This window comes from Congregibacter variabilis (assembly GCF_045689235.1).
In the GTDB taxonomy this organism is placed as follows: Bacteria; Pseudomonadota; Gammaproteobacteria; order Pseudomonadales; family Halieaceae; genus Congregibacter; species Congregibacter variabilis.
On record NZ_CP136864.1, the window covers coordinates 2866101 to 2888967 of the forward strand.

19 protein-coding genes and 1 tRNA gene are annotated in these 22867 nt (G+C 55.2%); 13 read left to right on the forward strand and 7 right to left on the reverse strand.

The window, feature by feature from the left end:
• Positions 1-2 precede the first annotated feature (2 nt).
• The 8 genes from R0135_RS12745 to hemE all read left to right on the forward strand — a co-directional run bounded on the left by R0135_RS12745 (position 3) and on the right by hemE (position 12179).
• Positions 3-617 carry a type 4a pilus biogenesis protein PilO gene (locus tag R0135_RS12745; RefSeq protein WP_407347240.1) on the forward strand — a complete coding sequence of 205 codons (615 nt, stop codon included), beginning with the start codon at positions 3-5 and terminating at the stop codon, positions 615-617.
• Positions 617-1150 carry a pilus assembly protein PilP gene (locus R0135_RS12750; protein WP_407347241.1) on the forward strand — a complete coding sequence of 178 codons (534 nt, stop codon included), beginning with the start codon at positions 617-619 and terminating at the stop codon, positions 1148-1150. The genes R0135_RS12745 and R0135_RS12750 overlap by 1 nt, the downstream gene beginning before the upstream one ends.
• 49 nt (positions 1151-1199) lie before the next feature.
• Positions 1200-3341, forward strand: coding sequence for a type IV pilus secretin PilQ (pilQ, locus tag R0135_RS12755; protein WP_407347242.1), 2142 nt, complete (start codon positions 1200-1202; stop codon positions 3339-3341).
• A gap of 76 nt (positions 3342-3417) precedes the next feature.
• A complete protein-coding gene (gene aroK, locus R0135_RS12760) occupies positions 3418-3894 on the forward strand; it encodes a shikimate kinase AroK (RefSeq protein WP_407349920.1) in 477 nt (158 codons plus the stop codon).
• Between the two features lie 32 nt (positions 3895-3926).
• The gene (aroB, locus tag R0135_RS12765) at positions 3927-5012 is read left to right on the forward strand and encodes a 3-dehydroquinate synthase (protein ID WP_407347243.1); all 1086 of its coding nucleotides are present in this window, start codon (positions 3927-3929) and stop codon (positions 5010-5012) included.
• A gap of 131 nt (positions 5013-5143) precedes the next feature.
• Positions 5144-9586 carry a glutamate synthase large subunit gene (gene gltB / locus R0135_RS12770; RefSeq protein ID WP_407347244.1) on the forward strand — a complete coding sequence of 1481 codons (4443 nt, stop codon included), beginning with the start codon at positions 5144-5146 and terminating at the stop codon, positions 9584-9586.
• A gap of 22 nt (positions 9587-9608) precedes the next feature.
• Complete coding sequence (locus R0135_RS12775) at positions 9609-11030, forward strand: FAD-dependent oxidoreductase (RefSeq protein ID WP_407347245.1); 1422 nt, start codon at positions 9609-9611, stop codon at positions 11028-11030.
• Between the two features lie 81 nt (positions 11031-11111).
• The gene (hemE, locus tag R0135_RS12780; protein ID WP_407347246.1) at positions 11112-12179 is read left to right on the forward strand and encodes a uroporphyrinogen decarboxylase; all 1068 of its coding nucleotides are present in this window, start codon (positions 11112-11114) and stop codon (positions 12177-12179) included.
• A 225-nt stretch (positions 12180-12404) separates the two neighbouring features.
• Here hemE and cysE read toward each other — a convergent pair whose 3' ends face one another.
• Positions 12405-13199 carry a serine O-acetyltransferase gene (gene cysE, locus R0135_RS12785; protein ID WP_407349921.1) on the reverse strand — a complete coding sequence of 265 codons (795 nt, stop codon included), beginning with the start codon at positions 13197-13199 and terminating at the stop codon, positions 12405-12407.
• A gap of 88 nt (positions 13200-13287) precedes the next feature.
• The gene (locus R0135_RS12790; RefSeq protein WP_407347247.1) at positions 13288-13941 is read right to left on the reverse strand and encodes a tRNA (guanine(46)-N(7))-methyltransferase TrmB; all 654 of its coding nucleotides are present in this window, start codon (positions 13939-13941) and stop codon (positions 13288-13290) included.
• 80 nt (positions 13942-14021) lie between these two features.
• Here R0135_RS12790 and R0135_RS12795 point away from each other — a divergent pair, with 80 nt between their 5' ends.
• A complete protein-coding gene (locus R0135_RS12795) occupies positions 14022-14747 on the forward strand; it encodes an acyltransferase (protein WP_407347248.1) in 726 nt (241 codons plus the stop codon).
• Between the two features lie 15 nt (positions 14748-14762).
• Here the strand turns inward: R0135_RS12795 and R0135_RS12800 are convergent, their stop codons facing one another.
• From R0135_RS12800 to R0135_RS12820, 5 genes are all read right to left on the reverse strand, one after another.
• The gene (locus R0135_RS12800; RefSeq protein ID WP_407347249.1) at positions 14763-15743 is read right to left on the reverse strand and encodes a serine/threonine protein kinase; all 981 of its coding nucleotides are present in this window, start codon (positions 15741-15743) and stop codon (positions 14763-14765) included.
• A complete protein-coding gene (modC, locus tag R0135_RS12805) occupies positions 15740-16816 on the reverse strand; it encodes a molybdenum ABC transporter ATP-binding protein (protein ID WP_407347250.1) in 1077 nt (358 codons plus the stop codon). Before modC ends, R0135_RS12800 begins: the two co-directional genes overlap by 4 nt.
• Entirely contained in the window at positions 16813-17490 is a 678-nt protein-coding gene (modB, locus tag R0135_RS12810) for a molybdate ABC transporter permease subunit (RefSeq protein WP_407347251.1), read from the reverse strand. The genes modC and modB overlap by 4 nt, the downstream gene beginning before the upstream one ends.
• Positions 17481-18182, reverse strand: a complete 702-nt coding sequence (gene modA, locus R0135_RS12815; RefSeq protein WP_407347252.1) for a molybdate ABC transporter substrate-binding protein — start codon at positions 18180-18182, stop codon at positions 17481-17483. Before modA ends, modB begins: the two co-directional genes overlap by 10 nt.
• A 131-nt stretch (positions 18183-18313) precedes the next feature.
• Positions 18314-19033 carry a ComF family protein gene (locus R0135_RS12820; RefSeq protein ID WP_407347253.1) on the reverse strand — a complete coding sequence of 240 codons (720 nt, stop codon included), beginning with the start codon at positions 19031-19033 and terminating at the stop codon, positions 18314-18316.
• 68 nt (positions 19034-19101) lie between these two features.
• On the opposite strand from R0135_RS12820, the gene bioB reads away from it, so the two are divergent.
• The 4 genes from bioB (at position 19102) to R0135_RS12840 (ending at position 22715) form a co-directional block, all read left to right on the forward strand.
• Positions 19102-20211, forward strand: a complete 1110-nt coding sequence (gene bioB, locus R0135_RS12825; RefSeq protein WP_407347254.1) for a biotin synthase BioB — start codon at positions 19102-19104, stop codon at positions 20209-20211.
• A 261-nt stretch (positions 20212-20472) separates the two neighbouring features.
• Positions 20473-22266 (forward strand): acyl-CoA dehydrogenase C-terminal domain-containing protein, encoded by a 1794-nt coding sequence (locus R0135_RS12830; protein WP_407347255.1) that lies wholly within the window; start codon positions 20473-20475, stop codon positions 22264-22266.
• Positions 22267-22361: 95 nt separating this feature from the next.
• A complete protein-coding gene (locus R0135_RS12835) occupies positions 22362-22595 on the forward strand; it encodes a DUF3094 family protein (protein WP_407347256.1) in 234 nt (77 codons plus the stop codon).
• Between the two features lie 43 nt (positions 22596-22638).
• Positions 22639-22715, forward strand: a tRNA-Pro gene (locus R0135_RS12840).
• Positions 22716-22867: the final 152 nt, after the last annotated feature.

Sequence of the window (22867 nt, forward strand, 5' to 3'; positions counted from 1 at the left end):
CGATGGCGTTAGATGACACGCTACGTTCGCTCCGTGAGTTTGATATCAATGATATTAGCCTCGACAACATCGGCACGCTGCCGGTTGTAGTTAAGGCCATTCTTTGTATTTTGCTGTTTGGTCTGGTGCTCGTGGGTGGTTATTACTACCACGTGAAGGATTTGCAGTTGCAGCTTGCCAGCGTGCAGGCGCGTGAAGCCACGCTCAAGCAGGATTACGAGAAGAAAGCGTTCCAGGTTGCGAACCTGGATGCCTATCGTCGGCAAATGGCCGAAATGGAAGAGTCCTTTGGTGCTTTGATCAGTCAGCTTCCTTCGGATACTGAAGTGCCGGGCCTACTGGAAGACATCACCAACAAAGGCTTACTTAACGGCCTTGAAATCAGCACCATTGATTTGCAGCCCGAAGTCAGCCGAGAGTTCTACGTGGAGCTCCCCATTGCTATTGTTGCCAGTGGCTCATATCACGATCTCGGCGCATTCGTGAGTGGCATGGCGGGCTTGCCGCGTATCGTTACCCTCCACGATTTCACTATTACCGGTGATGGCAGTAACTCAGCAGGCTTGAACATGAGTATCACCGCCAAGACCTATCGTTATAAGGACGGGGAGGGCTGATGGTGGCGGTGTATGCACGCATAGCGCTTCTCCTGCCGTTGTTTGTTCTGGTGGTGGCCTGTACGTCTAGAGATTTTTCTGACCTTGATACTTTTATGGAGGAAAAGCGCGCTCGCCCGGGCGGTATTATTGCGCCGATTCCCACATTTAAGGCTTACGAGGCGTTTGCCTACAGTGCGACGCGGCTGCGAAGCCCCTTTGACCGACCCATTGAGGTCCGTGAAATTACCCAGCTGCAGTCCATCAGTGCCATTAAGCCTGATGATAACCGCGCCAAGGAGTTTCTCGAGCAATACACCTTCGACTCGCTTTCGATGGTGGGAAGTTTGGAGCGCGGCGCTAATAACTGGTCCCTCGTTAGAGATCCCGAAGGGGGCATTCATCGAGTACAGGTGGGCAATTACCTCGGCCGCAATCATGGCAAAATTGTTGAAATGACGGATACCTATTTGGCCGTGGTGGAAATTGTTACGGACGGCACAAGCGACGGTTGGGTAGAGCGACCGCGCACCATAGAACTGAGCGGCTTGTAGGTCGCCCTGGGTGAAGACCATGAATGGAATGCAAACTGCGAGGGCCCCAATGCCTGTAAGCGCGAGCCCCACGGCCTGGCGTAATAGCTTGCGCCGTCCTGTCCTGCGTGTAGTAGCTGCGCTGATTGCCGGCTGGAGTAGTACCCAGGCATTCGCGACCGCAGTCACCGATATTGAGTTCAGCTCCCGTCCGGGCAGCAAGTTTGAGGTGCGCCTGGACTTTGACGAAGCCCCCCCGGCAGAACTGCAGTCCTACACCATCGAAAAACCGGCGCGGATCTCCATCGACTTCCCCAACACGACTTCTGAGCTTGAGCGCCGGCGCTACAGCCTACCCTACGGCAACGCTACCGGTGTCTTGGTGCTTGAGTCCGGTGACCGTACACGTCTGGTTCTTAACCTCGTAAAGCTTGTTCCCTACGAAACTCGCGTTGATGGTAATAGTCTTTTCCTCACTGTCGGCCAGGATGCTGATGCGGAGTACTTCAAGCCAGAAGGTGAGGCTAACGAAGTAAAAACCAAGATCGAGGCCGTGGCCAACGCGCGATCAAGTATTTCTGACCTTCAGTTCCAGCGGTCTCCCGCGGGCGAAGGCCGCCTGATTCTGCAACTCACCGACCCGTCTGTGGACGTGAATGTTTTTAGTGAGAGCGGTGATATCAAAGTTGAATTCCTCGATACCGATATTCCTGAGCGTCTGCTGCGCCGTTACGACGTGACTGACTTTGCAACACCGGTGAACAGTGTCGACGTAAACACCTCCGAGCGAGGTACGGCCCTGACTTTGAAGACCACGGGTGAGTTCGATTACCTGGCTTATCAGACAGACAATGAGTATGTCGTAAGCATCAAGCCACTGAGCAAAAAAGAGGCGGAAGAGCGACGCAACGAATTCACCTACGTAGGCGAGCGCATCTCTTTGAACTTTCAGGATATTGAAATTCGAGCAGTCTTGCAGCTGATAGCCGACTTTACCGAACTGAACCTGGTAGCCAGTGACACCGTTTCGGGACGCATCACCTTGCGCCTCAAGAACGTCCCCTGGGATCAGGCACTTGAGTTGGTTCTCAAGACCAAGGGTTTGGATAAACGTCAGATCGGAAACGTGCTCATGGTTGCACCGGCGGCCGAAATTGCCGAGCGAGAGCGCCAGGAAATAGAAGCGAACAAGCAGATTGCTGAACTTGCTCCTTTGAGCAGTGAGTTCATCCGCATTCGCTACGCCAATGCCGGAGACCTTGTCAGCCTCTTTCAGGCCGGCTCTGAAGATGGCGGGAGCCTGATATCGTCGCGCGGATCAGTGATCGTTGAATCTAGAACCAACTCCCTTATCGTAACTGAGACGTCCTCAAAGCTTGCGGAGATTCGCGAGCTTATTGATCGGGTAGATATCCCAATCCGTCAGGTGATGATCGAATCTCGTATCGTCATTGCGCAGTCCGACCTCGAAAAAGAACTGGGTATTCAGTGGGGTGGTGGCTATCTCGACCCCGATGCCAACGGCAACATTTTGTCTGTGTCCGGCGATGCGGCTAACGCTGTAAACCTGAACAATTCTGTGATTAACGGCACCACACCGGATCTGTCTTACCCGGGCGCACTGCTGGTGGACCTGGGCTCCGGTAGCGCAACCAGCGGATTTGCTGTGGGCTTTACCTCTAACAGTCTGTATCTGACTGCGGAACTGTCCGCATTGGAAGCAGCCGGTAAGAGTGAAGTGGTTTCTCAGCCTAAAGTGATTACCGGTGACAAGCAGCCGGCGACCATCAAGTCGGGTACCGAGATCCCGTTCCAGCAGGCTGCTGCCAGCGGCGCGACGGCAGTGCAGTTTAAAGAAGCGGTGTTGAAGCTGGACGTAACACCCAACATCACGCCCGATGATCGTATTTTGCTGGATCTGGTGATCAACCAGGACTCAGTGGGTGATCTTGTTCCCTCTGGTCAGGGGGGTCTGATTCCCGCCATCGATACCACTCAGCTGACGACCCAGGTACTTGTGGGCAACGGCGAAACGGTAGTTCTGGGTGGAGTTTTCCGCACTGAGAACCTGGAGACGACCAGCAAGGTGCCGTTCTTTGGCGACCTCCCTTATGTGGGGGCCCTGTTCCGCAATGAGTCCAGTCAGCGCACCAAGACGGAGACATTGATCTTTATTACTCCACGGATCCTCGCAGACACATTACTCGACTAATGCGTTCTCGGTGCTGGACACGGAAGACGGCACCGGGCTTGTGATCAACTACAACCGTGTTTTTCTTGTAGGCCCCATGGGCGCGGGGAAAACGACTATCGGTAAGCTGTTAGCGCGGGGCCTCAAGCTGGGTTTTGCTGACAGCGATTCAGAAATCGAAACCCGTACCGGCGCGGACATCGCCTGGATCTTCGATGTTGAAGGCGAAGAAGGCTTTCGTGATCGTGAACAGTCGGTCATCGATGAGATGACGCTGTTGGATCACACGGTACTTGCTACCGGGGGCGGCGTTGTCATGCGCGAGGCTAACCGTCGAGTGCTGTCCTCTCGCGGCTTTGTTATTTACCTTCACGCGACCCTCGATGAGCAAATACGCAGGACCCGGGGCGACCGCAACCGCCCATTGCTCAACAATGATGATCCGGAAGCGGTTCTAAGAGAGCTGTTTGCGGTTCGCGACCCCTACTATCGTGAGATTGCAGATCATGTGATCGATACCGATAGCAGCAGCCCCAAGGTGATTGCGCAGAGACTGCTCACGCAGTTACCTTAGCGCGCCAACCAAAAAGCGCGGTCTATGAATACATGAGCACACTGAACGTCCAACTGGGTGATCGTAGCTATCCCATCTACATTGAGAGCGGGGTGTTGAACAATGGCGCCCTCCTGAATCGCCACATCAAAGGCAAACAGGTCATTGTGGTAAGCAATACCACGGTGGCACCCCTGTTTATGGAGCGCCTTTGTGCCAGTCTGGATCCAGCGCTTCAGGTGTCACAGGTTCTTCTGCCGGACGGTGAAGAGCACAAGACGCTGGCTGTTCTCGAGCAAATCTTCGATAGGGCGTTGCAGGACAATCATAATCGCAGCACCACCGTTTTAGCACTCGGTGGCGGGGTTGTGGGCGATATGGCTGGCTTTGCCGCAGCCAGCTATCAGCGGGGCGTGAATTTTCTACAGATACCCACAACGCTGCTCGCCCAGGTTGACTCCAGTGTCGGTGGAAAAACTGGGGTAAACCACCCTTTGGGTAAGAACATGATCGGCGCGTTTTACCAGCCCCAGGCGGTTTTTATCGATCCGGACGTGCTCGATACCCTGCCACCGCGGGAATATGCCGCCGGGCTCGCCGAAGTTATCAAGTACGGTTTGATTTGCGATCCCGCTTTTTATGAGTGGCTTCAGCACCACCGCGATGACTTTGTGGCGCGTGACAAAACGGTGCTTGGCGAAGCAATCAAGCGCAGCTGCGCCGCTAAGGCGCGCGTTGTTGCAGAGGACGAGCGCGAGGGTGGTGTTCGTGCCATTCTCAATCTGGGGCACACCTTTGGACATGCGATTGAAGCGGCGCAGGGCTATGGCAGTTGGCTGCACGGTGAGGCTGTTTCGGCCGGGATGGTGCTCGCTGCCCGCTTGTCCGTAAATCAAGGATGGATTACTGATGCTGAGGTTGCCCGCTTGGTGCAGTGGCTTGAAGCAATGTCATTGCCTACCGCCCCGCCGGACAATATGTCCGTGGACACCTGGACCGAACATATGCTGCGGGACAAAAAGGTTATCGACGGTCGTCTTCGACTTGTGTTGCTTGAGCAGATTGGAAAGGCCTGCATTGTCGATGATCTGCCTCAGGCCGAGCTAGAGGCATTTGTGGCCACTTTCTCGCCCGTTTAAACAGGTTTGTTCCGCTTTTAGCATCTGTGTAAACTTGCTCCCCCCCGCCTGCAATAAAAAGCAAGCTACAGCAGGTATCGGCTGACGTTTTAAGCCACAAGTAACTGTTTTTTAAGGAATATAAGCTGAGTATGAGCGCAGGCCTATACAGTCCTGAGGAATTCCGCGACAACTGCGGATTTGGTCTTATCGCACACCAGTCGGGCGATGCGAGTCATCGTCTGTTGCAGGTGGCGATCGAGTCGCTGACCTGCATGACCCACCGCGGTGGCATTGCCTCGGACGGACGTACCGGCGATGGCTGCGGTTTGTTGATGCAAATGCCTGAAGCCTTTATGCGCGACTTGGCCAAAGAACACTTCGGCGCAGATCAAATCGGCCGCTTGGCAGTAGGTCAGATCTTCCTCAATCAGGATGCCGACGCTGCCCAGGCTGGACGCGACGCTTTAGAGACCGCTCTTGGTGATCGTGGCCTGACGGTTATAGGTTGGCGGGAAGTGCCCGTTGACACCGCAGTCTGCGGAGAAATAGCCCTCGCGGGACTGCCCCGCATCGAGCAGATTTTTATCGATGCCGGTGAGTTGACGCAAGATGAGCTGTCTACCGCACTGTTCGTCGTGCGTCGCAAGACCGAGATTGCCACCACAGACGATCCTGAGTTTTATATTTGCAGCCTGTCTTCCAGAGTGATTGCTTATAAAGGTTTGGTGATGCCGGTGGACTTACCGCGCTTCTACCACGATCTTTCGGATGAGCGACTGACAACAGCTATCTGCGTGTTCCATCAGCGTTTTTCTACCAACACTATGCCGCGCTGGCCTCTTGCGCAGCCGTTTCGCTTGTTGGCACACAACGGCGAAATCAACACCATCGACGGTAACCGTAACTGGGCAACGGCAAGAACGGCTTTGTTCGAAAATGACCGGTTGCCAGACATTGCCGACATTGCCCCCCTGGTCAACCGCAGCGGTTCGGACTCATCGAGCCTGGACAATATGCTGGATGTTTTGCTCACGGGTGGTGTGGATATGCCCCGGGCCCTGCGCATGCTGATTCCACCGGCGTGGCAGAACATTGAGTCCATAGACCCTGATCTGAAGGCTTTTTACGAATATCACTCCATGCACATGGAGCCCTGGGACGGTCCGGCAGGAATTGTACTTACGGATGGACGTTATGCGGTGTGCCTGTTGGATAGAAACGGTCTGCGCCCCGCGCGCTGGGTTCGCACCACCGACGGCTTTATTACCGTGGCGTCGGAAGTGGGCACTTACAACTATCGCAACGAGGATGTCATTGCCAAAGGGCGGGTGGGTCCCGGTCAGCTGCTGGTCATCGACACGCATACCGGCGAGTTTTTGCAGACCGACGAAATCGACAAGCGACTCAAATCCGCCCATCCCTACAAGCGCTGGCTTAAAGAAAGCTCCCAACGCATTGTTGGTAGCTTTCATGGCGAGGTGACCCAGGGAATCGAACCCGAAGACCTTCAGGCTTACATGAAGATGTTTCAGGTGAGCTTTGAAGAGCGTGAGCAGGTTCTTCGTCCCCTTGCGGAGTCGGGCAACGAGGCAGTGGGATCCATGGGCGACGATACCCCCATGGCGGTGCTGTCTCTAAAGCAGCGCTCCCTTTACGATTATTTCCGCCAAAAGTTTGCCCAGGTAACAAATCCGCCGATTGACCCTTTGCGCGAAGCGATAGTGATGTCGCTGGAAACCGCGATTGGCGTAGAACGTAATCTGTTCCATTTGGGACCCGAGCATGCCGACCGGGTGATTCTCACTTCTCCGGTGCTGTCTCTGGGTAAATTCAACACCCTGATTAATCTCGATCGCCCGGGTTTTCAGGTAGCCGATATTGATTGTAGTTACGATCCCGGCGAAACCGATCTCCGTGCTGCCCTCGAAGCGCTGACCGAGCAAGCTGAAGCCGCTGTGCGTGATGGCAGCACCATATTGCTGCTATCAGACCGGCGTATCGAAGATGGCAGGCTACCCATACACAGTTTGCTAGCCACAGGAGCGGTGCATCACCACCTGATTCGAACGGGTTTGCGCTGCAATTCAAATTTGCTGGTGGAAACCGCCAGCGCCCGTGATTCTCATCAGATCGCCTGCTTACTGGGCTTTGGTGCTACCGCGGTCTACCCCTATCTTGCCTACTCTGTGTTAGAGGAGTTGTTGCGCAGCGGCGAGTTACTCGGCGAGCCAGGAGCCTGCTACAAGAATTACCGTCGGGGCCTCAACAAGGGCCTGCTCAAGATTATGTCCAAGATGGGCATTTCTGCGGTGAGTTCTTATCGCGGTGCCCAATTGTTTGAAGCTGTTGGCCTGGCCCGCGAAGTGGTGGATCTGGCGTTTTGTGGTGTGGCGAGTCGCATCAATGGCGCGGGCTTTGTAGATCTTCAAGAAGATTCAGAAGCCCTGGCTCGACTTGCAAGAAGCCAGCGCAAAGGTATCTCTCAGGGCGGCCTGCTGAAATACGTGCACGGTCAGGAGTACCACGCTTTTAATCCTGATGTGGTGATGACCCTTCAAGAGGCTGTGTCCACCGGCGAGTACGCTCACTACGAGCGTTACGCCAAACTGGTCAATGAACGGCCTGTGGCGGCTCTTCGGGATTTGTTTACACCGGTATCCAGTAACGGACCTATTCCCATCGATGAGGTTGAGCCGGTCGAGGCGATCATGAAGCGCTTTGATTCTGCCGGTATGTCACTGGGCGCACTCAGCCCCGAGGCACACGAAGCTCTGGCAACTGCTATGAACCGCGTGGGGGCTCGTTCAAACTCTGGTGAGGGAGGCGAAGATCCGGCTCGTTTTGGCACCGAGCGGGTGTCCAAGATCAAGCAAATTGCATCGGGTCGCTTTGGGGTAACACCGCACTACCTGGTAAACGCCGAGGTGCTGCAAATTAAGGTCGCTCAGGGCGCCAAGCCAGGTGAGGGCGGGCAGCTGCCCGGCGGCAAGGTCAACGAGTTGATCGCACGCTTGCGTTACTCAGTTCCCGGCGTGACATTGATTTCGCCGCCACCGCACCATGATATTTACTCCATTGAAGATCTGGCACAGTTGATTTTTGATCTTAAGCAGGTCAACCCGACAGCCCTGGTATCGGTCAAACTCGTGTCCGAGCCCGGCGTGGGTACTATTGCGGCGGGCGTGACCAAGGCTTACGCCGATTTGATCACCATCAGTGGCTATGACGGGGGCACGGCGGCCAGTCCGCTCACGTCGATCCGTCACGCAGGTTCACCCTGGGAACTCGGTCTTGCTGAAGTGCAGCAAACCCTGCGCGGTAATGGGCTGCGGGGCAACGTGCGCCTGCAGGCCGATGGTGGCATGAAGACTGGACTTGATGTCATCAAGGCCGCGATTCTTGGCGCAGAGAGCTTTGGTTTTGGCACGGCGCCTATGGTGGCTTTGGGCTGTAAATATCTGCGTATTTGCCATTTGAACAACTGTGCCACCGGCGTTGCCACCCAGAACGAACAGCTTCGCGATGACCATTTCAACGGCACCGTAGAAATGGTGGTGCACTTCTTTACTTTCGTCGCACAGGAAACTCGCGAGTGGCTGGCGAGTCTGGGAGTGCGATCTCTCGAAGAGCTTATTGGCCGCACGGACTTGCTACACCGGGTGCCGGGCGACACTGCGCGGCAGCGATCGCTGGATCTCGCGCCGATTTTGCACAAGTCTGAGGATGCCAAGGGACAACCCGAGTTTTGCATGGTGGCCTCTAACGATCCCTGGGATCGCGGCGAGAAAGCCGAGGAGATGTTTGCGGCGACGCTCCCTACCATTGAGGCGGGCAGCGGCGGCGAGTTTGCGTTTAGTGTTACTAATTGCGATCGATCTATTGGCGCTCGACTATCCGGTGAGATCGCAAGACGTCACGGCAATATGGGAATGGAAGCTTCGCCATTGGTTCTCAGGCTCACGGGCACGGCGGGTCAGAGTTTTGGTGTTTGGAACGCCGGCGGCTTGCATATGTACCTCGAGGGCGATAGCAACGATTACGTGGGCAAAGGCATGGCCGGCGGCAAGCTGGTGATCTATTCGCCGGCAAACAGCCGCTATGCGTCTCAGGAAACGACCATCATTGGTAACACCTGTTTATACGGTGCTACCGGTGGTGCGCTTTATGCGGCGGGCATCGCCGGAGAGCGCTTTGCGGTGCGAAACTCCGGAGCGCACGCTGTTGTAGAAGGTGCAGGCGATCATTGCTGCGAGTATATGACCGGGGGCTGCGTTACTGTCCTTGGTGATACCGGGGTCAACTTTGGCGCCGGTATGACCGGTGGTTTTGCCTACGTGCTTGATCAACAGCGACAGTTTATTGACCGCTACAACAGTGAACTGGTGGAGATTCATCGCGTGAGCTCCGAGTATATGGAAGCTTATCGTACCCACTTGGGAGACATTCTCGCGCAGCATGTGGCTGAGACTGGCTCTGAATGGGGTCGCGAGATTCAAGAAAATTTTGAGGACTACGTGGGCAAGTTCTGGCTGGTTAAACCCAAGGCCGCCGATCTTCAGCAACTGCTGAGCCGCCTGCGAGAAACGGACTAAGGCATACGCCGGAGCGACCTCTATGAGTGGACGCGTAAGTAATAATTTTCAGTTTATCGATGTCGGTCGAACCGACCCCGATAAAAAAGACCTGCCTGCTCGCAAGACCGAGTACGTAGAGATCTATGATCCCTTTACCAAGGCACAGGTAGAAGACCAGAGCGATCGCTGTCTCGAATGCGGTAATCCCTACTGCGAGTGGAAGTGCCCGGTGCACAATTTCATTCCCAACTGGCTCAAGCTGGTTACCGAGGGAAATCTTTTCGAGGCGGCAGAGCTCAGTCATCAAACCAATACGCTGCCAGAGGTCTGTGGACGGGTATGTCCCCAGGATAGGTTGTGCGAAGGGGCCTGTACGCTGAACGACGGCTTTGGCGCTGTGACTATTGGCTCTGCGGAAAAGTACATTACCGATACGGCGCTGGCCATGGGCTGGCGTCCTGACCTTTCTAACGTTGTGCCTACCGACAAGCGTGTTGCCATTATTGGCGCGGGACCCGCCGGACTTGGCTGTGCTGATATTTTGGTGCGCGCGGGTGTGAAGCCGGTGATCTTTGATCGCTACCCGGAGATCGGCGGCCTGCTGACCTTTGGTATTCCGGAGTTCAAACTCGAAAAGCAGGTGATGATGCGCCGCCGGGAGATTTTTACCGATATGGGCATGGAGTTCCGCCTGAACACCGAAATAGGTCGCGACATCAGCATGGAAACACTGATGGAAGAATACGACGCGGTGTTTATGGGAATGGGTACTTACACGCCCATGAAGGGTAACTTCCCCGGGGAAGATCTGCCGGGCGTGCACAAGGCTCTCGATTTCCTTATTGGCAACGTCAACCACAACCTTGGGTTTGAACAACATCCCGATGCCTACATTAATCTCAAAGGCAAGCGGGTGGTGGTGCTCGGCGGTGGTGATACGGCCATGGACTGCGTGCGCACTGCCGTGCGTCAGCAGGCAGAACATGTAATTTGTGCTTACCGTCGTGATGAAGAAAACATGCCGGGCTCGCGCAGGGAAGTAACTAATGCCCGAGAAGAGGGCGTAGAGTTTTTGTTTAACCGCCAGCCCATAGAAGTGGTGGAGTATTTTGGTGATGCCTGCGGCGTCAAAACTATCGAGACGCGCCTGGGTGAGCCTGGTCCCGATGGACGTCGCCGTCCGGAGCCGATCCCTGGAAGTGAGCAGGTTCTGGAGGCCGACATTATTATTATGGCTTTTGGTTTTCAGCCAAGTCCTGCCCCATGGTTTGAAGACGTAGACGTACAAGTTAATGACTGGGGGGGCGTCGTAGCTGCTGAGCATCAAACCTTTGGCTTTCAGACGAGCAACCCAAAAGTCTTCGCCGGTGGTGACATGGTGCGCGGTTCGGATCTTGTGGTGACTGCGATCTGGGAAGGACGCCAGGCCGCCGAAGGTATCTTGGATTACCTGGAAGTCTAGTTGCTGGTGCGTAATGCGCGGCTGACAGATTGAGTATTTTAAACACGGGTCCCTGGGGCCCGTTTGAGGAAAAAAATAACGATGAGTGAACTGAAGAACGACCGTTTCCTGCGCGCATTGATGCGACAGCCCGTAGATCGCACGCCTTTGTGGATGATGCGCCAGGCCGGACGCTATCTCCCCGAGTATCGTGCCACGCGAGAGCAGGCCGGATCGTTTTTGGACCTGTGTAAAAATGCTGAGCTTGCTTGCGAAGTGACCATGCAGCCTCTGCGTCGCTACGCTATGGATGCGGCCATTTTGTTTTCAGACATTCTTACTATCCCCGACGCGTTGGGACTTGGTTTGTATTTCGAAACCGGAGAAGGCCCGCGCTTTCGCAAAACGGTGCGCAGTGCCGAGGATCTTGCAGGACTGAACTCCTTCAAAGCCGATGATGATCTTGGCTATGTAATGAATGCCGTACGGACTATTCGCAAAGAGCTCAACGGTTCGGTGCCGCTTATTGGTTTCTCGGGTTCGCCCTGGACCTTGGCGACGTACATGGTCGAAGGCGGTTCATCCAAAGATTTTTCTCGGGTCAAAACCATGGCCTATGATCAACCAGAGTTAATGCACGAGTTGTTAACAGTACTGGCTGACGCTGTAGCCGATTATTTAACGGCGCAGGTTGAAGCAGGCGCGCAGGCTCTGCAGATTTTTGACACCTGGGGTGGCAGTTTGAGTGCCGCAGCCTATAAAGAGTTCTCTCTTAAGTACATGCAGCGCATCGTGTCTCGATTGCCCAAAGAGGCCGATGGCCGTCCGGTACCGGTCATTGTGTTTACCAAGGGTGGCGGGCAGTGGCTATCCACGATTGCCGACTGTGGCGCGCAGGCAGTAGGGATCGACTGGACCACAGATATCTCCACGGCCAAGCAGGTGGTAGGTGATCGTGTCGCCTTGCAGGGCAATATGGACCCCATGATGTTGTTTGCATCACCGGAGCGTATTCGCGAAGAAGTCGGCAATATTCTCGCGGGCTTTGGGCACGGCAGTGGTCACGTGTTTAACCTTGGCCACGGCATTACACCGGGGGTAAATCCTGATCACGTCACTGCGTTTGTTGATGCGGTGATTGAGTTGTCGCCGCAGTATCATCGAGACTGAGTTCGCTCTAATCTGGCCCTACAGCGCCATTAGCGCACGCTAGACAGGCTTTTGCGGGACCCAGATGTAGCGTGGCAGCGACAGTGGTGCGCTGCGGATTGCATTGAGCGGGCGTCGAGCGCCATGGATGGCGCTCGCCGAGCCTGTCATGGATGACGCTTTTTGGCGTCCCGCGAAATCAATTCGCAGTGCGCCATTGGCGCGGTATGCGGTATCCGCAGACGCTTAGTCGTCGCAGCAGGGCCAGCAGTGGTCCATATCTAGCGCCGGCTGGTCGGTAGCAGGCTTGCCGACCACCTTTGCGGGAACACCCGCGACCGTAGTGTGTGCAGCAACATGCTCAAGCACAACGCTGCCCGCGCCAACTTTGGCGCCTTCACCGACGCAAATATTACCCAGGATTTTGGCGCCCGCGCTGATGAGCACGCCGTCGCAAATCTTTGGATGACGGTCGCCGTCTTCTTTGCCGGTGCCGCCGAGAGTGACCGACTGCAGTATCGAAACGTTATTGCCCACCCGGGCAGTCTCTCCAATCACCAGGCCCGTGGCGTGATCGAGCATGATGCCCTGGCCAATGTGTGCCGCCGGATGAATGTCGACGGCGAATTTGGTGCTTACACGGTTTTGAAAAAACATGGCCAGCGGTTCACGGCCTTGCTTCCACAGCCAATGGGCGACTCTATGAGCCTGTAGCGCATGAAAGCCCTTGTAATAAAGAAACGGGATGTACATTTCGTGCGTTGCCGAGTCACGCTCCAACACTGCCAGCAGGTCCGCTCGCACCGCATCAAGAATCTTGTGGTCTGCTTCAAAGGCCTCGAGCATTACTTCCCGAAGCAGCAAAGAAGACGCTGCAGGACTGTCCAGCTGGTTGGCCAGCAGGAAACTCAGCGAACGCTCGATTCGCTTGTGATTCAAGATCGTCGCATGAAGGTAGCTGGCGAGGATGGGCTCGTCCTGCGAGTGTTGCCGTGTTTCTTCACAGATCCTCTGCCAGATCGGGTCATCGATTCCGGGCATCATAAAATTCTTCCTCTTGTCATATTGCTAAGAGTAGCTGATTGCGGACAAGTCTTCATGGAGCGGTGCCTGCTCTCTTGCCTTAGCTTTACGATAGCTTGGCGGCCACAGACCACAGTTGATGCCCGCTCTCGCGGTATTTGTGTTCAAACAGGGTCAGGGCGGGTGTGTCTGTGGGCACCAACGCAACGCATGATGGCTGGTTCAGAAGATGCAATGCCACTCCAAATTCCTCGACATAGAGCTGCCAGTTACTGCGCAGCTCCAGTTGGCCGCCCAAAGCTAAAAGAAAAGGAAACGCCGGGTGCCCGTGAACTCTTCGGCCAAGATGCCCCGGCTTGGGCCAGGGGTTGGGATACAACAGGTAGTGTGCCAGAAGCCGTTGCTCTCGGGCGACGAGATGTCGCCAGATCGCTTCGCAGTGTGCCTGCAAGAACAAGCAGTTGTCGGGTGCTTCCGGTCCGCGATCGAGGCGGTGTTTTGATTTGTCGACACCAATGACCAGGGCATCGTTGTGCCGCGATGCGAGCATGGCGGTGCTCCGGCCGGTGCCGCAAAACGAGTCGAGCACCACAGCGCCACGATGTTTCTCTAGCGCCGCATCAAGCTGTTCCAGTGCCGGAAGGTCTACCTGTTGCACAGGTTTACGCCAACTGCTGGACGCATGACGCTTCACCAGCGCGGGCAGCCCCGGATGGACGCCTGCTTGGCTGCTATGAACTTTGGAGGATACTGCCTGCATACGCTGCAATCGCAATGGTGAATGACTGGTCGGGGATGATACGGTTAGCGCTTCGATAGTCGCAAATTTGCTATTTCGCTATGCGTGATGATTTACGTCCTTACTGGGTCAAGAAAGCCTATCTTCGGTACCGCCGTTGGTATGTTGATTATTTTTTACGCCCGGAATGCGCCAGCCTCGGTAAGTTCTCTACTTTTATGAAGCCCCGCTACGTGATCATCTCTGGTCCAAATATCCATATTGGCGACTGCTTTACCGCCGTGGCTGAGCCCATGCACCGGGTGGAGATTGGCGTCTGGGGGCGAGAAGCTGGCGCTGGAACCATCCGCATCGGTCGAGGTGTGCTTATGAGTCCGGGTTCGCGCATCAGCGCGTCGGACGAGATCACCATTGGTGATGGAGTAATGATGGCCAACGGTACCTACATCACCGACTCGGATTGGCACACTGTGTACGACCGTACCCAACGCAGCCATACGCCAACACCGGTGCATATTGGCGACAACGTGTGGCTGGGCGATCACGCCACGGTGCTCAAGGGCGTCACTGTCGGTGAAAATAGCGTGGTGGCGGCGCGAGCGGTTGTCACCAAAGATGTGCCGGCCAATGTCATCGTCGCGGGCAATCCGGCCAAGGTGGTGAAGGAACTGGATCCCGAGAGGGAGATGACTACTCGGCTGGGTTATTTTGCAGACCCGGCGGGACAGCTACGGTTTTTTGATGCGGTAGATAGAGAAGTGCTGGGCAGCAACAGTTTATGGCGCTGGTTGTGGTCCTTGGTATACCCGAACTCTCGAAGCTCCTGAACTGCTCTGAGTGTTCTAAAGCAACCTCAAGACCGGCTCCTGCAAGCGCGAAAACTGCTCCCGCAGCTGCAAAATATGATCTGACCAATAACGCTCGCTGTTAAACCATGGGAAGGCCTTAGGGAAAGCCGGATCATCCCAGCGCCGGGCCAGCCAGGCAGCGTAGCGAATAATGCGCAGGGTTCGCAGTGTCTCTATCCAATGCAGCTGTTTGGGATCGAACTCGAAAAACTCTTCGTATCCGGCAATCACTTCACCGAGCTGAATCTCTTGCTCGTTGGGTTCGCCGGATAAAAACATCCAAAGATCCTGAATAGCCGGCGCGGTCATGCAGTCATCCAGATCCACAAAATTCGCCGTATCGTCACGCCACAAAATATTGCCGCCATGGCAGTCGCCGTGCACACGGATTCCGGGCGTTGCTTCTATCTGCGCGAGCTTCGGCGCCAGCTCCCGCTCCAGGTCATCGAGCAGCGTGACGTAGGCAGTTTTTAGTTCGCTGGGAATAAAATTGTCGGGTAGCAGGGTTCTGCTTTCATTAATAATCGCCTGCCCCTCAAGTGTCGGACGAAATTTAAAAGTCTTGGTGGCACCTATGGCGTGGATGCGTCCCAGCGTTCTACCTAGTACGAGCAAGTTGTCCAGATTATCGAACTCCGGCGCGTGACCGCCCCGGCGCGGAAATAGGGTGTAAAGCAAACCACCCCAACGATGCACGCTCTCGCCACTCTCCGAAATCAGTGGTGCAACCACCGGGATCTCTGCCTCTACGAGCTCCGCGCTAAAGCTGTGCTCTTCCTCAAGTTGTTCCAAAGTCCAGCGGCCGGGTCGGTAGAACTTAACGATGATGGGCTGCTCATCTTCAATACCAACCTGATAGACACGGTTCTCGTAACTATTGAGGGCCAGAAGGCGCGCGTCACTGACATAGCCGGCTGCTTCTACCGCGTTGATGATCGCGTCCGGGGTGAGTACATCAAAGGGATGATTACTCACAGTGTATCGCCCAACAGGGCCGTGCTTTTGATCTGTGCATAAAGCGAGTCGCCTGTTTTAAGTTTGAGGTCTTCTAAAGATCGGCGAGTAATCCGCGCCAGTAAACACTGCTGTGAAAGCTGTAAGCGCAGTAAGCAATGTGCATTAGACAGTTGCCGGATCTCCTGCAGCGTAACCGGCAGTATGTTCTGAATACTGCTGCCTTGAGGTTTCTCGCGACACACACTCACGTCCCGTGCCGGCACCCGCAATCGTCGCGTACTCCCTGTATGCCCATCGCCTGCAACCCACAGCGACTGTCCATCTACCTTTAGCTCAGTGAGGCCGTAATCTTGATCCCGGCTTGCCACTTCTACTGCCAACAGACTCGCAGCGCCATCGTCTTCGGCTAACTGCGTATCCAGCTTGCTGGCCAGTTCCAGTAAGGGGCCCTGTTGATGTATTTGCCCCTTGTCCATGAGCACGATGTGGTCGGCGATGGTGCTGACCTCTTCGATTTGGTGGCTCACATACAGCATGGGTAAATCATTCTCTTTATTGATGCGCGCCAGACAAGCAAGACACTCGCGCGCGGCACTTCGATCCAGATTAGCCAGCGGCTCATCCAGCAACAGCAGTTCGGGAGCTCGCATAAGGGCGCGGGCGATAGCTACCCGGGCCTGCTGCCCTGCCGACAACGAGTCAGGGCTGCGATCCATCAACGCTTCAATGGCCATCCACCGGGCTATTGGTGCAATGTCTGGTGCCTTTGTGACGGCATGCGCTGCCGCAAATTGCAGATTCTGAGCGACGCTCATATGCGGAAACAGCCGGGCATCCTGAAACACGTAAGCCACAGATCGTTTCCAGGGTTCGGCATGGCTGTTGTTCTGTTGCCATGCTTCGCCCGCAAAGACGATGCTTGCCTGAGTAATGTCGGGACGCAGTCCGGCAATGCAATTGAGCAGTGTGGTTTTACCGCTGCCACTGGGGCCAAACAGTGCGGTGACGCCGGTCAGCGTAATCTCGGTATTGATGCTCAGGCAAAAACCCGCGGCATCTCTGTGTTCGATATTTAGCGCTAACTGACTCATCGGCCAATGCGCCAGCCGCGATCGCGATAGAGCAAAAACAGTAGCAGCAAGGAGAAGGCTACCAGACCAATGGCGATTTGATGCGCGCTGGCGTAGTCCATAGCTTCGACGTGATCATAAAGTGCGATGGACAATACCTGCGTTTCGCCGGGGATATTCCCACCAATCATCAGTACCACACCAAACTCACCCACGGTGTGCGCAAAACCCAGCGCTGCAGCCACGATAAAACTGCGTTTACACAGCGGTAGCGTGATCGCACGGAATTGCTCCAAAGGTGTTGCGCCCAGAGTGGCCGCCGCCTGAAGTAGCTTGCTGGGAACCTTGGCAAAAGCCTGCTGCAGTGGCTGCACTACAAAGGGTAACGAGTAGATCACCGACCCCATCACCAGCGCCGAAAAACTAAAGGCTAATTGTTTGCCCGTGAGCGTTTGCCAGAGTTGTCCCGGGATAGCGTCTGGGGCCAGCGCCAGCAAAAGATAAAAGCCCAGCACCGTCGGCGGTAACACCAGGGGCAGGGCGACCAGCGCCTCGATCAATGCAGCAAAGGTACCCCGCTGTCGTGATAGCCAATAGGCCAACGGGGTCCCGATGAGTATGAGGATGATGGTGCTCACTGCAGCGAGGCGAAGAGTGAGGAGCACGGCCTGCCATTCGCTGGGGCTTAGGAGCATGGTCGATACCCAAAGCTTGCCAGTACGGGCACGGCGTTTAGTCCTGTTAGGTAGTCGAGAAACGCTTGAGCACTTTGTGCATTGTTGGATCGCGCATTGAGCACCGCATATTGCTCAATGCGTGGATGCCATTCGGGTGGAACAGTAATTCCGGAATTTGGGCTTAAAGAGCGAGCGACCAGCGCCAGATCTACGCCGCCGCTGGTGTAAAACTGCATGGCCTGCTGCACGTTGCTGCCCCGGACTACGCGCCGCTCGGACGCTGCTGCAAACTCCTCGCGAGCCAAAACCGCCATGGCGGCAGCGCCGTAGGGTGCTGAACGAGGGTTTGCGACGGCGATACTCTTGCTGGGATCGCTAAGCGCTTCATGCAATGAACTGGCGCCGAGCAGCACAAGAGACCCAACAGCGTAGCACTGAGCGGGCCCCGGACTGCTTTCATCATCTATCAGTGCCTGAGGCCTTGCGCGATCGGCCGCAAGGAGTAGGTCAAAGGGTGCTCCGCGGCGCATCTGTGCGGCGAGCACCCCGGTCGATGCACTGCTGATGATCACAGGTACTCCGGTGCTATCGGCAAAGCGATCGCCTATTTGCTCAGCTACCACACGAAAGTTCGCGGCAACGGCAATTTTGAGCGCTGCTGCATCTTTGCCATAGCTCGGTGATTGGGTGAATAAGCTGAGGAAGGCCAAACATGCCAGTGACCACCGCTTTAGTGCGTGAGATTTTCGATTTTGCAGCGCGAAAGAGTAAGGCAGTGCTATGGAAGAACAAGGAGTAGCAAAGGGGACCTGGTGGGCGCGATTCATCCCCCCATTGTAGGTCAACGCGCCGGTGTTCGGGCAAGACAATACAGATGAACCTCGGCGGCACCGGCTTTTAGCAGCGCGCTGGCCATGGCGTTGCCGGTGGCAGCTGTGGTGCATACATCATCAACAATACCGACGGAGAGCCCCAGCACGTCGCCGTGAACTGCAAAGGCTTCTTTGAGGTTGGATAGCCGCTCGCTGCGCGTAGCATGTGCCTGTGATGGGGTGGATCGCCTGCGGCTCAGGCGAGCACGTTTGCTGGGGGTGGCCTCTATCGAGGGCTGCAGCAAGCACAGGGCTCGAAGTAAATCCTCGCTCTGATTGAAGCCGCGGCGCAGCTCGCGACGCCAGTGAAGTGGTGTGGCCAGTAATAAATCTAATTTTTCGAAACAAATAGGTGCTTTTAATATTATTTTCGCGGCTGTTATAGCCAGTCTTTGCTCTTTTAGATACTTCCATCGGTGCATAAAGTACGCCAGTGCAGCGTCATACTCGTAGGCGGCCGTGATGCTGTGCAGTAACGGCGGCTTCTGCAGGCACGACTGACAGAGTCGGCCACCGACCCTCGGAAGTGCGCATCGTGGGCAGGAATCATCATTGGGACAGAGCGCATCCCGGCATACCTCACATATGGCTTCGCTAAGGTGGCTACGCTGGTCACAGTAAATACAGCGCTGGGGCGCCAGGTAGTCGAGAGCTCCGAAGGCAATTGTCTTCAGAGCATTGTTAACCATAGTCACTATCTAAGGTTGACAGCGATGGTCGTCGAATTACCATGGCGCTCCCTAAGGAGAGCTGCATTATGAACCTGCCTGTTTCATCGACGTCATCCGTGTCATCGTCCTATTCGTCTGAGCTGTCCGAGGCAAGCGCCGACGTTGCGGTCGACCAGTCGGGCTTCGCAGCTTTGCGCCACGACTGGCTGCGCGAAGAGGTGGCGTCACTGTTTGCACTGCCATTTAGTGATTTGATCTATCGTGCGCAGTCTGTTCATCGAGACCATTTTGACCCCAATGAGGTGCAGGTGAGCACTTTGCTTTCGATCAAAACCGGCGCCTGCCCCGAAGACTGCGCCTATTGCCCGCAAAGCACGCGTTTTGATACGGGCCTGTCCGTGGAGGCGCTCATGGAGGTTAATCAGGTGCTCGAGCAGGCACGGGCGGCTCGTCAGTCGGGAGCTACGCGTTTTTGCATGGGAGCCGCCTGGCGCTCGCCCAAAGATCGCGATCTACCGGTACTTACAGCGATGATCGAAGGTGTAAAGAACCTTGGTTTAGAGACCTGTATGACGCTGGGTATGCTCAGTGATACCCAGGCGCAGACACTTGCCGAGGCAGGGTTGGATTACTACAACCACAATCTGGATACCTCACCGGAATACTACGGAGACATAATCACCACGCGGACTTATGCTGATCGACTGAAAACTCTGGAGCATGTTCGCCAGTCGGGTATGAAGGTATGCAGCGGTGGCATCGTCGGAATGGGCGAGGATCAAAGTGATCGCGTGGGCCTTTTACAACAGTTGGCTAATCTGCCGGAGCACCCCGATAGTGTGCCAATTAATATGTTGGTTCGCGTACCCGGTACTCCCCTGGCCGGGGAGGAGGATCTAGACCCATTTGAGTTTGTGCGCACCATCGCGGTGGCCCGAATTCTCATGCCACGGTCGCACGTGCGTCTGTCCGCGGGCCGTGAGGATATGAATGATCAGACCCAGGCCCTGGCCTTTTTGGCTGGCGCTAACTCCATCTTCTATGGCGAGAAGCTGCTCACGACAACTAACCCGCTGGCTAACTCTGATCTTGCGTTATTTGCAAGACTGGGCATAAACCCGCAGGAGCGAGAGGTGCCTGGCGAAGCATTTGAAGATCTGCGCTTTTATGACGCGATGCAAGCTGTAAATACCTAAAACCAGGTTTATCTTCAGTAAATTCGATATATTAGAAGTAAGTGAGCGATTACTTACTAAATTCCGCTGAGCGCATTCACCGCCGTTTGCCCTATATTTGACGGCTTTTCTGACCAGCTTTGTTGCTGGCCTAATCACAAAATTAAGCATGCATTAGCCCATGAATTGACTATAATGTGTCCACAAGTTAACACTGAACACATAAGCGCAAAGCCTCGGAAGTGACAAGGCCAAAGCGTCGATGATATTGGGGAGAGAGTCATGCCTAGCTATAAAGCGCCACTGCGCGATATTCAATTTGTAATCAACGAAGTACTCGACACAGAAAACCTGTACCAGGGTCTGAAGGGCTATGAAGAAGCCACACCGGATTTGATGAATGCGATCATCGAAGAGGGTGCCAAGTTTGCCGAGAACGTTCTTTCTCCGCTGAACCAAAGCGGTGATGAAGAGGGCTGCGTCTGGTCCGAAGAGGGTGTAAAAACTCCCGCGGGATTCCCCGAGGCTTATAAGCAGTATGTCGATAACGGCTGGCCCTCATTATCCGCTGAGCCTGAGTTTGGTGGGCAGGACATGCCCAGCATGCTTGGTATCGTAATTAACGAGCTTGCCGGTACCGCTAACTGGTCCTGGCTGATGTACCCGGGCCTGTCTCATGGTTGTATCAAGACCCTCGAGGCCCACGGGTCGCCAGAGCAAAAGCAGCAGTACCTGCCCAAACTTGTGAGTGGTAACTGGACTGGCACCATGTGTCTTACCGAGTCGCATTGCGGGTCGGATCTGGGCTTGCTGCGCACCAAAGCAGAGCCTCAGGCCGACGGCAGCTACGCCATCACTGGCACAAAGATTTTTATCTCCGCCGGCGAGCACGATATGTCAGACAATATTGTGCACATCGTGATCGCCCGCATGCCTGACGCACCGGAGGGCACCAAGGGTATCTCGCTGTTTGTGGTGCCCAAGTTCAATGTTAATGAAGACGGCAGTATTGGCGATCGCAACAGCGTGCACTGTGCATCCATCGAAAAGAAGATGGGTATCAAGGCTTCCGCTACCTGCGTGATGAACTTTGACAGTGCCAAGGGTTACCTGATTGGCGAGCCCAATCGCGGTTTGAACATGATGTTCACCTTTATGAACACCGCCCGCATCGGTACTGCTATTCAGGGACTGGCTCACGCCGAGCTTGCTTACCAAGGGTCTCTGGAATACGCCCGGGAGCGATTGGCGATGCGCAGCCTTACCGGGCCCAAGAATCCCGATGGCCCTGCGGACCCCATTATTGTGCACCCGGACGTGCGTCGCATGTTGCTCACGCAAAAGTCCATCGCTGAAGGTAGTCGTGCAATGCTCTATTACCTTGCACAGCTGGGCGATATTGTTGAGCGCGGTGACGAGGAGAGCGCCAAGAAGGCCGATGACCTCATGGCTCTGCTGACTCCTATCGCCAAGGCTTTTGTTACCGAGGCGGGGCTTGAGGCCGCTAACCACGGCATTCAGATTTATGGCGGTCACGGCTTTATTCGTGAGTGGGGAATGGAGCAAATCGCTCGCGATGCACGTATTGCTACTTTGTATGAAGGAACCACGGGTATTCAGGCGCTGGACCTCATTGGCCGTAAGGTTCTGGGTTCTGGCGGCAAGTTGCTCATGGGCTTTACAGAGATGATGGGTGAATTTGTCGCGGAGAATGATGACGAGGCCTACGCCGAGTTCACCGCACCGCTGACCAAATACAAGGACGAGTGGCTGACCATGTCTTTGGAAGTCGGCGGTAAGGCCATGGAGAATCCCGATGAGGCAGGAGCCGCATCAGTGGATTACCTCATGTATTCAGGCTACGTTGCTCTAGCGTATTTTTGGGCGCAGATGGCGGTGGTTGCCCACAAGAAGATTGCCGAAGGCGAGGGTGACACCGCGTTTTATGAGGCAAAGCTCATGACCGCGCGTTTTTACTTCCAGCGCATCTTGCCGCGCACTATGTCGCATAAGGAGTCTTTACTCTCTGGAGCAGAGAACCTTATGGACATGCCAGAGGCGATGTTCGCTTTCTGAACGGCTTGATATTCCCCTGGACTCTCCGGGGGGTGCAATCCAAAGCTACGGGCGCGATAATTCGCGCCCGTTTTCGTTGTTACGAGGCTAAATGCATGTCTCAGAATGAAGAGCAGCCACAAGCTCCTGTCCAGCCTGCAACCGAGGGCCCCGAGCGGCAGTTGTATCCCGAAGATCAGGCCAAGGTAGACGCGTTTTTAAAACGCGGCGTGAACTCTGTGGAAAGAAAACCCTTCAAACCGCTGTACTTACTGGTGATGCTCATCGTTGTTGTCGGCGCCTTGAGTGTGTTCAGTCAATGGCTGGCGCATCAAGCGGGCGTGTTCTAATTAACTGAGTTTGCTATGCTTTTAGGCCTCGCAGCGGCGATCTCGGTGTGTGGCGCAGCCTGGTAGCGCACTTCCTTCGGGAGGAAGGGGTCGGAGGTTCGAATCCTCTCACACCGACCATTAAAAACAATAACTTATAACTTTATACTCTCTCTAATTCCCTGGTATTTTCTATCCTAAGTCCATATTAAGTCCGGCTTTATCACTGGACGCTCACGCGACGCACTCACTCTGCGCAAGGTTTTCCCGCTATCCGGACTATCGATTCATTC

Coding starts and splice junctions, on each gene's coding strand:
- R0135_RS12745 (WP_407347240.1), top strand. CDS start 3: ATGGCGTTAGATGACACGCTACGTTCGCTCCGTGAGTTTGATATCAAT.
- R0135_RS12750 (WP_407347241.1), top strand. CDS start 617: ATGGTGGCGGTGTATGCACGCATAGCGCTTCTCCTGCCGTTGTTTGTT.
- pilQ (WP_407347242.1), top strand. CDS start 1,200: ATGCCTGTAAGCGCGAGCCCCACGGCCTGGCGTAATAGCTTGCGCCGT.
- aroK (WP_407349920.1), top strand. CDS start 3,418: ATGGGCGCGGGGAAAACGACTATCGGTAAGCTGTTAGCGCGGGGCCTC.
- aroB (WP_407347243.1), top strand. CDS start 3,927: ATGAGCACACTGAACGTCCAACTGGGTGATCGTAGCTATCCCATCTAC.
- gltB (WP_407347244.1), top strand. CDS start 5,144: ATGAGCGCAGGCCTATACAGTCCTGAGGAATTCCGCGACAACTGCGGA.
- R0135_RS12775 (WP_407347245.1), top strand. CDS start 9,609: ATGAGTGGACGCGTAAGTAATAATTTTCAGTTTATCGATGTCGGTCGA.
- hemE (WP_407347246.1), top strand. CDS start 11,112: ATGAGTGAACTGAAGAACGACCGTTTCCTGCGCGCATTGATGCGACAG.
- cysE (WP_407349921.1), bottom strand. CDS start 13,199: ATGCCCGGAATCGATGACCCGATCTGGCAGAGGATCTGTGAAGAAACA.
- R0135_RS12790 (WP_407347247.1), bottom strand. CDS start 13,941: ATGCAGGCAGTATCCTCCAAAGTTCATAGCAGCCAAGCAGGCGTCCAT.
- R0135_RS12795 (WP_407347248.1), top strand. CDS start 14,022: ATGCGTGATGATTTACGTCCTTACTGGGTCAAGAAAGCCTATCTTCGG.
- modC (WP_407347250.1), bottom strand. CDS start 16,816: ATGAGTCAGTTAGCGCTAAATATCGAACACAGAGATGCCGCGGGTTTT.
- modB (WP_407347251.1), bottom strand. CDS start 17,490: ATGCTCCTAAGCCCCAGCGAATGGCAGGCCGTGCTCCTCACTCTTCGC.
- R0135_RS12820 (WP_407347253.1), bottom strand. CDS start 19,033: ATGGTTAACAATGCTCTGAAGACAATTGCCTTCGGAGCTCTCGACTAC.
- bioB (WP_407347254.1), top strand. CDS start 19,102: ATGAACCTGCCTGTTTCATCGACGTCATCCGTGTCATCGTCCTATTCG.
- R0135_RS12830 (WP_407347255.1), top strand. CDS start 20,473: ATGCCTAGCTATAAAGCGCCACTGCGCGATATTCAATTTGTAATCAAC.
- R0135_RS12835 (WP_407347256.1), top strand. CDS start 22,362: ATGTCTCAGAATGAAGAGCAGCCACAAGCTCCTGTCCAGCCTGCAACC.